This is a genomic window from Polynucleobacter sp. MWH-Adler-W8, assembly GCF_001889925.1.
GTDB lineage: Bacteria > Pseudomonadota > Gammaproteobacteria > Burkholderiales > Burkholderiaceae > Polynucleobacter.
Genome location: NZ_LZFI01000003.1, coordinates 336769 through 348648, shown reverse-complemented (window position 1 = coordinate 348648; position 11880 = coordinate 336769). Strand labels below are relative to the sequence as shown.

At 47.4% G+C, this 11880-nt stretch carries 12 protein-coding genes; 3 read left to right on the top strand and 9 right to left on the bottom strand.

Translation table 11 applies throughout. From position 1 onward, the window contains the following. Positions 1 to 98 precede the first annotated feature (98 nt). From dnaG to rpsU, 3 genes are all read right to left on the bottom strand, one after another. Positions 99 to 2075, bottom strand: coding sequence for a DNA primase (gene dnaG, locus AOC28_RS05125; protein WP_072582868.1), 1977 nt, complete (start codon positions 2073 to 2075; stop codon positions 99 to 101). Between the two features lie 49 nt (positions 2076 to 2124). Beyond that, a complete protein-coding gene (locus AOC28_RS05120; protein WP_072582867.1) occupies positions 2125 to 2571 on the bottom strand; it encodes a GatB/YqeY domain-containing protein in 447 nt (148 codons plus the stop codon). Between the two features lie 128 nt (positions 2572 to 2699). Further along, on the bottom strand, positions 2700 to 2912 hold the full coding sequence (gene rpsU / locus AOC28_RS05115) for a 30S ribosomal protein S21 (RefSeq protein ID WP_011903537.1): 213 nt from the start codon (positions 2910 to 2912) through the stop codon (positions 2700 to 2702). Between the two features lie 77 nt (positions 2913 to 2989). On the opposite strand from rpsU, the gene tsaD reads away from it, so the two are divergent. After that, the gene (gene tsaD, locus AOC28_RS05110) at positions 2990 to 4063 is read left to right on the top strand and encodes a tRNA (adenosine(37)-N6)-threonylcarbamoyltransferase complex transferase subunit TsaD (protein WP_072582866.1); all 1074 of its coding nucleotides are present in this window, start codon (positions 2990 to 2992) and stop codon (positions 4061 to 4063) included. 23 nt (positions 4064 to 4086) lie between these two features. Here the strand turns inward: tsaD and folE2 are convergent, their stop codons facing one another. The 4 genes from folE2 to xseB are packed head-to-tail and all read right to left on the bottom strand — an operon-like array spanning position 4087 to position 8025. Next, entirely contained in the window at positions 4087 to 4914 is an 828-nt protein-coding gene (gene folE2 / locus AOC28_RS05105; RefSeq protein WP_072582865.1) for a GTP cyclohydrolase FolE2, read from the bottom strand. Between the two features lie 25 nt (positions 4915 to 4939). Next, on the bottom strand, positions 4940 to 6841 hold the full coding sequence (gene dxs / locus AOC28_RS05100; RefSeq protein ID WP_072582864.1) for a 1-deoxy-D-xylulose-5-phosphate synthase: 1902 nt from the start codon (positions 6839 to 6841) through the stop codon (positions 4940 to 4942). 53 nt (positions 6842 to 6894) lie between these two features. Beyond that, positions 6895 to 7791 (bottom strand): polyprenyl synthetase family protein, encoded by an 897-nt coding sequence (locus AOC28_RS05095; RefSeq protein WP_072582863.1) that lies wholly within the window; start codon positions 7789 to 7791, stop codon positions 6895 to 6897. Continuing rightward, the gene (xseB, locus tag AOC28_RS05090; protein ID WP_072582862.1) at positions 7792 to 8025 is read right to left on the bottom strand and encodes an exodeoxyribonuclease VII small subunit; all 234 of its coding nucleotides are present in this window, start codon (positions 8023 to 8025) and stop codon (positions 7792 to 7794) included. 162 nt (positions 8026 to 8187) lie between these two features. On the opposite strand from xseB, the gene AOC28_RS05085 reads away from it, so the two are divergent. Together AOC28_RS05085 and AOC28_RS05080 are read left to right on the top strand one after the other, a co-directional pair. After that, positions 8188 to 9294 carry an aromatic ring-hydroxylating dioxygenase subunit alpha gene (locus tag AOC28_RS05085; protein WP_072582861.1) on the top strand — a complete coding sequence of 369 codons (1107 nt, stop codon included), beginning with the start codon at positions 8188 to 8190 and terminating at the stop codon, positions 9292 to 9294. 70 nt (positions 9295 to 9364) lie between these two features. Then, on the top strand, positions 9365 to 10195 hold the full coding sequence (locus AOC28_RS05080) for a sulfurtransferase (RefSeq protein ID WP_072582860.1): 831 nt from the start codon (positions 9365 to 9367) through the stop codon (positions 10193 to 10195). Positions 10196 to 10201: 6 nt separating this feature from the next. Here the strand turns inward: AOC28_RS05080 and AOC28_RS05075 are convergent, their stop codons facing one another. Further along, positions 10202 to 10975 (bottom strand): ZIP family metal transporter, encoded by a 774-nt coding sequence (locus AOC28_RS05075; protein WP_143143880.1) that lies wholly within the window; start codon positions 10973 to 10975, stop codon positions 10202 to 10204. Between the two features lie 5 nt (positions 10976 to 10980). Continuing rightward, on the bottom strand, positions 10981 to 11856 hold the full coding sequence (locus tag AOC28_RS05070) for a dienelactone hydrolase family protein (protein WP_072582858.1): 876 nt from the start codon (positions 11854 to 11856) through the stop codon (positions 10981 to 10983). Positions 11857 to 11880 lie beyond the last annotated feature (24 nt).

The window sequence follows — 11880 nt, the reverse complement described above, 5'->3', positions numbered from 1 at the left end:
GAACAGAGGATTATAGTCGATTGCGACTTTTTTACCTCCGTAACACTTAAAAATATGGGGTAATTTCGGGGGATTTCTAGGGGTGTTTCAGTAAATTCTTAGGAGAATTTCAGCTTTTCGCCCAATTCCCGATAACGGGCTTTGTCTTGCTCAGAAGCAATGCTTCCAGAGATCTTTTGGGCGATTTCAGTCATTTCCTGCTTGAGATGGGTTAATTCCAGCTTTTTGAATGCCCCCTCAAGATCAGCAGCTGCACCCTCTAACTCCAAATCAGAGCCCATTACTCGATTTCTCAGGACCTCATACAGAGGAGCCAACTCACTACGAGAGAGTTGATCTTGGAACATGGCAAATGCGCCGGCACCTGCGATCGCTGGTTTATTGCCCTCGCCTGGAATCAACTCAACCAAGTCACACTGTGACAAAAGATCTTTCATTAAAGCGTGGGCTTTTTCAGATCTCTGCTCTGCCGCCTTCAATGCTAGTGCGCGCTTATTTTCATCCAATGCTTTTCCTAAATGCGGAAACTGGATAATCACTCGCAGCATTTGCTCGGCTAAATCCGTTGGCGCTTTGGGTGGCTCGATATTTTGAGTAGCAACTCTTTTTGCAGAACCTTTGGATGCTTGCCAAGGCGCGCCTTGACGATTGCCATTATTAGAAAAATTATTTTGGCTATTTCGGTTGCCTTGATTACCTTGTCCACCTTGATAGCGCGCCTGTGCTGGCTGATAAGTAGTTTGACGAACAGGTGCGGGCGCTACTGTTAAACCACAAAATGCTTCTAGTTCTGCAGGGGTAGTATTGGTGCGAATCGCGAGTTCGCGCAGAATTTGCGTACGCAAAGCAATGGGAGGCATCGAGAGTAAAAGTGGCTTAGCGGCATGATGGGTATGGGCTCGACCTTCTGGGGTAGTTTGCTCGTGACCCTCACTAACAACCTTAAAGAAGAAGCTAGAGATAGACATAGCCTCTTTAATCACCTTCTCAAAAGCAGGTGCGCCATAAGCACGAACATAGCTATCAGGGTCATGCTCTGTCGGTAAGAATAAGAAGCGAATTTCTTTATCATCTGACATGAGCGGCAAACATGCTTCAAGAGCACGCTGGGCAGCACGTTGACCAGCGGAGTCACCATCAAATGAGAAAACCACTTTATCGGTTTGTCTGAGTAGCATGCGTACATGGTTTGCTGTACAAGCTGTACCCAGTGTTGCAACCGCGTTTGGAAAACCCAATTGCGCTAAGGCAACAACATCCATATAACCTTCGCACACCAAAACATATTCCTGGGTACGAATCGCTTGTCTTGCTTCAAACAAGCCATAAAGCGTATTGCCTTTTGAGAACAATGGCGTCTCAGGAGAATTTAAATACTTGGGTTCACCTTGATCCAAGATCCGTCCACCAAAGCCAATGGTTTGACCTTTGGGATTGCGAATAGGAAACATAATGCGGTCACGGAAACGGTCGTAGCGCTTTACATTTGCACCTTCGGACTGTTCACCCTGAATCAGTAAACCGCCCTCTAGCAAAGTCTTGGCAACCTCATCATTAGAGTAGGGGCCAAATACTGCTTCAAGACCCTGCCAGCCGTCAGGCGCATAACCTAAGGCATAACGCTTAGCAATCTCACCAGTGAGTCCACGGCCCTTTAAATACTCAACTGCCCTGGTATTGCCTTTGAGTTGTTGGCGATACCAATCTGCAGCAGTGCTCATCACCTCACTCAATGCCATTGCTTGCTGCTGTCTCGCTACATCATTTGCAGTGCGCTCTTCACGAGGCACATCTAAGCCTACGGAACGCGCAAGATCTTCAATAGCATCCACATATCCAAGTCCGGAATACTCCATTAAGAAACTAATGGCAGATCCATGGGCGCCACAACCAAAGCAATGATAAAACTGTTTAGTAGGTGAAACTGAAAATGATGGGGACTTCTCTGAATGGAAGGGGCACAAACCCTGAAAGTTCGCGCCCGCTTTTTTTAGCTTAACGTGCTGCCCAACCACATCAACGATATCAACCCGATTTAAAAGATCGGCAATGAAGGATTGTGGAATGAGCGCCATGTAGCCAGTATGAAAGGATTTTGCTTTCTTGACTAGCTACTGAGTTTACTTACTTCGCCAATGTGGCTTTTACCAAGCCAGATACTTTACCCATATCTGCTTTGCCAGCCAATTGACCTTTCAGTACGCCAATGACCTTACCCATATCCTGTGGGCCTGCAGCGCCAGTTGAAGCAACGGCAGCAGCCACTGCAGCTTCTACTTCAGCATCGGATAACTGCGCCGGCAAGTAGGTTTGCAAAATCACCATCTCAGCAGATTCAATCGCAACTAAATCATCGCGATTGGCTTTTTCAAATTGAGAGATCGAATCTTTACGTTGCTTAATCATTTTTTCGACAGTTGCAATCACACCAGCATCGTCAACCACGATGCGCTCGTCGACTTCGCGTTGCTTGATCGCCGCCAATAAAAGACGAATCGTTCCTAGGCGCTCAACTTCTTTGGCGCGCATAGCATTTTTCATATCTTCGGTGATTTGATCTTTTAGACTCATGGCTTTATTCCTGGTGTTGAATATAAAACGTCGAACATTTAATAATGGTGATTAAAAAGCAAAAACCCGCTGCGTTTCACCGTCAGCGGGTTTCAAAGCCTCTCGGTGAGGAGAGCTTTTAAATTCTATTAGTAAAGCTTCTTAGGCAACATTTGGCTACGAATACGCTTGTAATGGCGCTTAGCAGCTGCAGCCTTCTTGCGCTTACGTTCAGCCGTTGGCTTCTCGTAGAACTCGCGTGCACGCAAGTCTGTCAAAAGGCCATTCTTTTCAATGGTGCGCTTGAAACGGCGCAATGCCACTTCAAATGGTTCGTTTTCGCGGAGGCGGACTGTAGTCATACTTATTTAACTCGTATATGCTCGATAGATATCGAAAAATTAACTGAATTGCGATTCTAGCACGGCTAAGTAAAAAAATGATTGTTTTAGGAATAGAAACTTCTTGTGACGAGACCGGGGTGGCTTTATACAACACCACGCCTTGGGAAGAGGGTAAACCGGCCTTCCAGGGCATATTGGGCCAGGGCCTGCACTCTCAAATCGCCATGCACCGGGACTATGGGGGCGTTGTCCCCGAATTAGCCTCCCGCGACCATATTCGTCGTGTTTTACCCCTCTTAGACCAATCCTTAGCCCAATCTGGCCTCAAATTGGCCGATATTGATGCTGTGGCATTCACTCAGGGCCCCGGATTGGCTGGCGCCCTCCTGGTAGGAAGCGCTTTTGCTAAATCCCTAGCCCAAGGTCTCAATTTACCGTCTATAGGGGTACATCACCTCGAAGGACACCTACTTTCCCCGCTTTTGGGCCAAACCGCCCCTCAATTCCCCTTTATTGCCTTGCTGGTATCTGGTGGCCACACGCAACTCATGAAAGTCTCCGGAATTGGTCAATACGAGCTGCTTGGCGAAACCTTGGATGATGCGGCGGGAGAAGCCTTTGATAAGACGGCCAAATTACTCGGCTTGGATTACCCCGGTGGCGCAGCTATTTCTAAATTGGCAGAGCAAGGCCGCCCAGGTATTTTTGATTTACCTAAACCCATGTTGCACTCTGGTGATTTAGATTTTTCTTTCTCTGGATTAAAGACGGCCGTTCTCAATCAAGCGAAAAAGTTTGCAGAAAAAAATATTGTGAACCCTTCAGAGGTTGCACAATTTCACGCGGATCTTGCTAGAAGTTTTGTTGACTCCATCGTGGCAGTTCTTGTCAGTAAGTCCGAGAAAGCACTCAAACAAACGGCCTGCAAACATTTAGTGCTCGCAGGTGGCGTTGGTGCCAATTTGCAACTACGTGCTGCACTCAATGACAAAGCGAAACATAATGGTTTTGAAGTACATTACCCGCCGCTTGAACTCTGCACGGATAACGGCGTGATGATCGCTTTTGCTGGGGCGCTGCGCATGATCGAGAAAAATAATGGCTCCACAACTTCTGGAGCCTTTGATATCAAACCCCGCTGGGATTTGCAAAGCAATAACCTGAAATAGATTTATTGCCTATCTGAATTTGCCTATTTCTGATGACTGATTCTGGCGAATGCGCTGTGGTTGTGAATGGATTCAAAGTTCTCAGCCTCCACCACAAAAGAGCGGATACGCTGATCTGCCTTGAGATTGCCGGCTACGTCACGCACTAAGTCTTCTACAAACTTCGGGTTGCTATAAGAATGCTCAGTAACCCATTTCTCATCGGGACGTTTCAGCAATCCCCATAACTCGCTAGAAGCTTCGCTTTCAGCAGCGGCAACTAAATCCTCCACTGTCATCTGCGTTTCAGAATCCAACGCTACAGTCATAGTGACGTGTGAACGTTGATTATGTGCACCAAACTCAGAAATCTCTTTTGAGCAAGGACACAAACTCATTACTGGAACTTGTGCGCGTAAACCCAATTCAATATCAGCGCCGCCTGTTGCATTTTGCTTGGCTGTTGCCATCCAAGTCACTTCGTAATCCATCAAACTTTCTACACCAGAAACCGGCGCTGCTTTTTTTACGAAATGTGTGTAAGTAAATTGCACGTGGCCTTCTTTAGCATCGAGCAAAGGCAACATATCACGAACTAAGGCAACAATGGTGGTGCTATCCACAGCCGCATCTTGTTTTTGGAGAAGCGCCATGAATCGCGACATGTGCGTACCCTTTACATGCGCAGGTAAGGCCACATCCATCTCAAAAGTTCCAACCGATGGGAAGTTACCCGTCTTGCTGCGAATGGTCAGTGGATGACGTACGCCACGAATACCAACTTGCTCAATAGGCAGTGCCCGCTCATCCAAAGTGGATTGCACGTCAGGCATTGCGCTGGCTTTCAGAAATGCGGGATTAAAGTCATTCATGGCTCTATTTTCAGGCAAAACGGGCTTATTTGCCTAACAGCGTAGTATTTATGGTCAATATTGCCGGAAAACGTTGTTTGATGGAGTTAGCAATACCCTCAACATCCAAGCCATACTTGGTCATCAGCAGGCTGTAGTCACCATGCTCGATAAATTGATCAGGAAGACCTAATTGCAAGAGGGGTTTCTGAATACCGAGATTCGAGAGCGCCTCTAAACAAGCGCTACCTGCACCACCGGCAATAGCCCCATCCTCAATCGTCACAAAATAATCATGATCAGCCGCTAACGATTGGATGAGATCTACATCGAGCGGCTTTACAAAGCGCATATTGGCCACCGTTGCATTAATCCCTTCAGCCACTTCGAGTGCTGGGTAGAGCAAAGTGCCAAACGCCAATATCGCCACACGTTGACCAGCAGGCGCAGTGGATTTGCGACGAATCTCACCTTTGCCAAATGGCAGAGTGCGTAATTCTTTAGATGGGATAGTGCCAACGCCTGCACCACGCGGATAGCGCACTGCGCTTGGATGTGGCTGATGAAAGGCAGTCGTTAACAAGTCGCGGCATTCCGATTCATCTGCCGGCGTCATCACTAGCATATTCGGAATACAACGCAAGAATGGAATGTCATAAGCGCCAGCGTGCGTAGCGCCATCAGCACCAACGAGACCAGCGCGATCTAATGCAAACAACACCGGCAAATCCTGTATCGCCACATCGTGAATGAGTTGGTCATACGCGCGCTGTAAGAAAGTAGAGTAAATCGCTACTACTGGTTTCATGCCTTCACATGCCATACCAGCTGCAAAAGTGACCGCGTGCTGTTCAGCGATACCGACGTCGTAGTAACGCTTAGGGAAACTCTTCTCAAATTCAACTAAACCAGAACCCTCTCGCATGGCTGGAGTAATGCCCACCAATAAAGGATCTGCATGCGCCATGTCGCATAACCACTCACCAAATACTTGAGTAAACGTTTTTTTGCTGGCGGCTGATTTTTTGACACCCTCTTCAGGATTAAATTTACTAGGGCCGTGATAGAGCACAGGATCAGCCTCAGCCAATTCATAGCCTTGACCTTTTTTAGTCACCACGTGCAAGAACTGGGGTCCGCGACCTTCTAAAGCCAAGCGACGCACGTTCTGCAGCATCGGGATCAAGGCATCTAAATCATGGCCATCAATCGGGCCGAAATAATTAAAGCCAAACTCTTGGAAGATTGTCGATGGAGAAACCATTCCTTTAGCGTGATCTTCAAGGCGTTTAGCAAACTCACGCAAAGGAGGCGCAATTGATAAAACACTATCAATGCCTTTTTTCGTCGCCGAATAAATATTGCCACTAAGCAATCTAGCCAGATGGCGATTGAGCGCGCCCACAGCAGGCGAGATCGACATGTCGTTGTCATTCAAAATCACTACGAGGGGTAAGTCGTCGTATACACCGGCATTATTCATGGCCTCAAAAGCCATACCGCCAGTCATCGCACTATCACCAATCACTGCTACGGCTACATGTCGTTCGCCTTTGGTTTGAAACGCACGCGCCATACCCATTGCTGCAGAAATACTCGTGGATGAATGACCGGTACCAAAAGCATCAAACTCACTTTCAGAGCGATGCGGAAAGCCTGATAGGCCCTTGTGCTGACGCAAGCTACCCATGCGTTCACGACGACCAGTCAGAATCTTATGTGGGTAACTCTGATGGCCAACATCCCAAACAATGCGATCGTCTGGGGTATCAAATACGTAGTGCAAGGCAATAGAGAGCTCTACCGTTCCCAAGTTGGACGACAGATGTCCACCCGTCTTGGATACAGAATCCAAGACAAACTCGCGCAACTCATCAGCTAAAGCTGGTAGCTCTTCGCGGGAGAGTTTTTTGAGATCGTCGGGGGAGTTAATGGAATGTAAAGTCATTGAACCTAAATAATCTGTACTGATGAATTTCTCTTATTATTCTTATTGATCTCTTACTTGCCGCGATTGACAACCAAGAGAGCTAAATCTTTTAATGCTTGTGCAGATGCACCAAAACTATCCAAGCTAGCGATTGCTGTTTCTTGCAACTCTTTAGCCTGCTTCTGTGCATAGTCTAAACCCATCAAGGTCACGTAGGTCGGCTTATTAGCAGCAGCGTCCTTGCCAGCCGTCTTACCCAAGGTTTGACTATCCGCGGTGGCGTCCAGCACATCATCCACAATCTGAAAGGCTAATCCCAGGGACTTTGAGTAACTTTTCAAATGCGCCATTTGCGCTGGATTTAGGTGGGCAGTAATACCGCCTAATTCCACAGCGCATGACAACAAAGCTCCTGTTTTCATAGCATGCATTTGCTTTAGACCATCCAGGTCTAATTTCTTGCCAACACTTTCTAAATCAATTGCCTGACCACCCGCCATGCCGCGTGAGCCAGAGGCAGCCGCTAATGCAGAAATCATGTTGAGGCGAACTTGCGCATCACCATTTGCATTGGCCAAGATTTCAAAAGCGCGCGTTTGTAATGCATCCCCAACGAGTAATGCTGTTGCTTCATCAAAAGCTTTGTGCACTGTCGGACGACCGCGACGTAAGTCATCATCATCCATGCATGGCAAATCATCATGTACCAATGAATAAGCATGAATACACTCAATTGCTACAGCCGCAGCATCCAATGATTCGCTACTTTCGGCGTTATTGCCAAGTTGACCTGCGGCATAAACTAATAAAGGACGAATACGCTTGCCGCCACCTTGCGCTGCGTAACGCATAGCCTCATGTAAACGATGCGGCGTAGTTTGCGCGGAATCGAGCAAGCGATCTAACGCCAACTCAGTTCGCTCGGAGTGATAGGTAATCCACTCCTGAAATTGAAAAGCAGTGCCCAATTAAGCCTCGAACACTCGCACTTGTTGCTCAACTTGAGCCAACATTCCCTGACAATGTTTTAGCAAGGCTGCGCCTCGTTGATAGGCTAACAAGGTTTCTTCTAGGGAAAATTTGCCAGATTCCATATCGGAAATGAGCTTTTCAAGCTCTTTAACGGCTTGCTCATAGCGTAAATCGGGGTCAATTTGGACCTCAAGACCGGGTTTTTGACTCTCTGACTTCTTGGCTGGCATAAGCTGGATTCCTTGGTATTTCCCACACGGACAGCCCTATATATTAAAGCGAGAAGCCGTTTGGATGGGTATAATCCACCCCTTCCTTTCCAATATCGATCCGTCGATGGTTGGATTGGTTATTCCGCTTAGCTTCGGCTGACGTTTTCGGGGGTGGGGAGAATGACTAATCTGGCTACCGCGCAGAAGCTTGCGCCGTCCAATTTGCAATTGCCGGTTTCGGCATATTTTGACGCTGACCTGTATCAGCGGGAAATCGAACTGCTTTTTAAGCAGGGGCCCGGCTATGTTGGTCACGAATTGATGGTGCCTGAAATGGGCTCCTATCAAACTTTAAGCGCAGAAAACGAAGGTCGCATACTTGTTCGCAATGAGTCTGGCGTAGAACTCCTTTCCAATGTTTGTCGCCATCGTCAAGCATTGATGCTCAATGGTCGCGGTAAAGCTGACAATATTGTTTGCCCATTACATCGCTGGACTTATGACTTAGGCGGCAATTTATTAGGTGCCCCTCACTTTGAAGATAAGCCTTGTTTAAATCTTGGCAAATCCCCTTTACAAAATTGGCAAGGACTCCTATTCGAAGGTCCACGCGACGTACGCACTGACCTCGCCAAACTGGGCGTTGCCGATGACCTCAAATTTGAAGGTTACGTTCTTGACCATGTTGAAGTACATGAATGCAACTACAACTGGAAAACATTCATCGAGGTTTATCTCGAGGACTATCACGTTGTGCCATTTCATCCAGGCCTTGGAAAGTTTGTTTCTTGCGAAGATCTACACTGGGAGTTCGGCGATTGGCATAGCGTTCAAACCGTTGGCATTCACAAAGATTTACAAATTCCAGGCTCACCAACCTATCGCAACTGGCATGAAGCTGTACTTCGTCAATTTGACGGCAAAGCCCCACGCCATGGTGCCATCTGGCTTACCTATTACCCCAATGTCATGGTGGAGTGGTACCCAGGCGTTCTGTGCGTATCAACACTGCACCCTATGGGTCCCAGCAAAACACGCAATATTGTTGAGTTCTACTATCCAGAAGAAATCGCTTTGTTTGAGCGTGAATTTGTGGAAGCAGAACGTGCTGCTTATATGGAAACTTGCATCGAGGATGATGAAATTGCTGAGCGCATGGATCAGGGCCGAGCAGCCCTACTTGCCCGCGGCATTAATGAAGTAGGCCCATATCAGAGCCCAATGGAAGATGGCATGCAACATTTTCATGAGTGGTATCGCCGGGTCATGAACTTCGAAGACGCATAATCAAAACGAACTTTACGGTTTTATTAATACCCTTTATTAATAACCCCCATCACTAAAAATAGGAAGCATCATGACTCCTCTAATCTCAGCTAACCAGTTAGAAGAAATCATTAATAGCGGTGAAAATGTATTGCTCTGTGACTGTCGCTTTGATTTAGTCGACCCACTGATCGGCAAAAAATCCTACGAAGAAAGTCATATTCCTGGTGCCATTTATGTAGACCTCGATAAAGATCTCTCAGGAAACAAGACTGGCACGAACGGCAGACATCCCCTGCCCAGTCCAGAAGCCTGGGCTAAAACTAAAACGCGCTTGGGCATTAACCCCAATACCTTAGTAGTTACCTATGACAAACAAGGCTCAGTGTATGCCAGCCGTTTGTGGTGGATGCTCAAGGCAACAGGACACGCTAATGTTCGAGTGCTAGATGGTGGCTTAGATTCTTGGAATGGTCCTATGGGCTCTATTCCAAAATCGCCTAGCCCTTGCACCGAAGCTATTGGAGCGATGCCTTATGCGGGCCTAGTTCTAGTTGATGAAGTGGCGGCTAATCTAGAGACAAAGAAAAACAAAATCATCGATGCACGCACTGAAGATCGCTTTCATGGTCAAAATGAAACGCTGGATCCAGTTGGCGGGCATATTCCCGGTGCAATGAATCGCTTCTTCAAAAATAATCTCAATGCGACTGCATTCAAAACTCCTGAGCAGTTATTCAAAGAATTTTCAGCATTCCTCGGGACCACTAAAGCTTCTGAAGTTATTCACCAATGTGGATCTGGCGTCACTGCCTGCCATAACCTTCTAGCGATGGAGCTTGCTGGCTTTAAAGGCTCACGCCTGTATGCAGGTGGCTGGAGCGAATGGTGCGCAGACCCCAAAAGGCCTGTTGAACTTTAAAACTTGTTAGTGCAATAGGGACAGTAGGATCACAAACCCTACGCCACAAGCAATCAAGACCGTCTGACGTAAAGACTCGACCCAGTGTGGGCGACGGTGCATTTGCGGGATGAGATCACTCACCGCAATATAAATAAAACTACTAGAAGCGACAACCAATAAATATGGCATCGCTGCATGCGCTTTTTCCAAGAAGAAATAAGCCAATACGCCACCCACTACTGCTGATAAACCGCAGATAAGGTTGTACAACAAGGCTCGTGCACGGGAAAAGCCAGCATTTAACAAGACAATGAAATCACCAATCTCTTGTGGAATCTCATGGGCAATGATGGCAATGGCAGTGAAGATACCCACTTGATAGTCGGCCATAAAGGCTGCAGCAATCAAGATGCCATCTACGAAGTTATGAATGCCATCCCCAACCAAAATCATCCAGCCACTACGCCCAGCATTTTCTGCATCATGCCCATGGTGGTGGTGGTGACCATCACCTTCATGATGATGATCGTGTCGCAGTAAAGCGATCTTCTCAAGCAAGAAGAAACCCAATAACCCAGCAAGCAAAGTAGCAAATAAGAACTGAGGTTTTGCACCTTCCATGCTAAATGCTTCCGGCAAGGAGTGGAGCAAAGCGGTTGCTAGCAAGATGCCGACCGATAGGCTCACCATATTGTTGACCATCTTGGAGAGCATGGCCAAAGAACAGCTTGCAGCCACCAAGACGCTAGCAGTCCCCGCTAACGCAGTCACCAGGAGGATGCTTTGTAAAACAGTCATCGAGCTTATGCCACTCCGTTTTTCTTAAACCAGGCTAGGCACTTTTCCCAACCATCTTTCGCAGGACCTTCACGATAGCTAGCGCGGTAATCAGCATGGAATGCATGGGGGGTATCTGGATAAACCACAAATTCACAAGCCTTGGCAACAGGATTCTTAGGGGCGGCCTGCGCCAAAGCGGCGCGCATTTGATCAATACTCTCCAAAGAAATTCCGGTATCAGCAGCGCCATACAAGCCGAGCACTGGCGCTTTTAAATCAGCAGCAATATCTATAGGATGGCGAGGATTGCCCTCAGTCTTCTCGCCGATGAGACGACCGTACCAAGCTACACCGGCACGCACCTGCGGCAAGGTTGCGGACAACCAAGTAATACGACCACCCCAACAGAAGCCAGTAACACCGACGCGTTTTAAGTCACCGCCATTTTTGCCAGCCCACACTAAAGCAGCCTGTAGATCGTTCAAGACTTGAGCATCCGGAGTCTTGGCCACAATATTAGTCATAATTTCAGCAATGGTGCCGTAAGTATTGGGGTCGCCTGCACGAGCAAAGAACTCTGGGGCAATCGCAAGATATCCCAACTTCGCAAAACGTCTGGTGACATCAGCAATGTATTCGTGCACACCAAAAATCTCGCTCGCCACAATAATGATTGGCAAAGAGCCTTTAGCTTTTTCAGGTCGAGAGACATACGCTGGCAACTGAAAGCTACCAACGGGGATCATCTGCTCACCAGCTTTGATGCCTTTGAAATCGGTTTCAATAGCCGCAGCCATCACAGGCTCAGAGGCTCCCGCAAATCCAACCCCAATAGCAGTCGCGCTAATTGCAGATGTTTTCATAAAATTGCGTCGACTATTTTGAATGTCTTTACTCATTACCTTATCTCCTGACTTGCATTT

Excerpts from the sequence above, each read along its gene's own strand:
- dnaG (WP_072582868.1), bottom strand. The coding sequence starts at position 2,075 with ATGGCGCTCATTCCACAATCCTTCATTGCCGATCTTTTAAATCGGGTT.
- AOC28_RS05120 (WP_072582867.1), bottom strand. The coding sequence starts at position 2,571 with ATGAGTCTAAAAGATCAAATCACCGAAGATATGAAAAATGCTATGCGC.
- rpsU (WP_011903537.1), bottom strand. The coding sequence starts at position 2,912 with ATGACTACAGTCCGCCTCCGCGAAAACGAACCATTTGAAGTGGCATTG.
- tsaD (WP_072582866.1), top strand. The coding sequence starts at position 2,990 with ATGATTGTTTTAGGAATAGAAACTTCTTGTGACGAGACCGGGGTGGCT.
- folE2 (WP_072582865.1), bottom strand. The coding sequence starts at position 4,914 with ATGAATGACTTTAATCCCGCATTTCTGAAAGCCAGCGCAATGCCTGAC.
- dxs (WP_072582864.1), bottom strand. The coding sequence starts at position 6,841 with ATGACTTTACATTCCATTAACTCCCCCGACGATCTCAAAAAACTCTCC.
- xseB (WP_072582862.1), bottom strand. The coding sequence starts at position 8,025 with ATGCCAGCCAAGAAGTCAGAGAGTCAAAAACCCGGTCTTGAGGTCCAA.
- AOC28_RS05085 (WP_072582861.1), top strand. The coding sequence starts at position 8,188 with ATGACTAATCTGGCTACCGCGCAGAAGCTTGCGCCGTCCAATTTGCAA.
- AOC28_RS05080 (WP_072582860.1), top strand. The coding sequence starts at position 9,365 with ATGACTCCTCTAATCTCAGCTAACCAGTTAGAAGAAATCATTAATAGC.
- AOC28_RS05075 (WP_143143880.1), bottom strand. The coding sequence starts at position 10,975 with ATGACTGTTTTACAAAGCATCCTCCTGGTGACTGCGTTAGCGGGGACT.
- AOC28_RS05070 (WP_072582858.1), bottom strand. The coding sequence starts at position 11,856 with ATGAGTAAAGACATTCAAAATAGTCGACGCAATTTTATGAAAACATCT.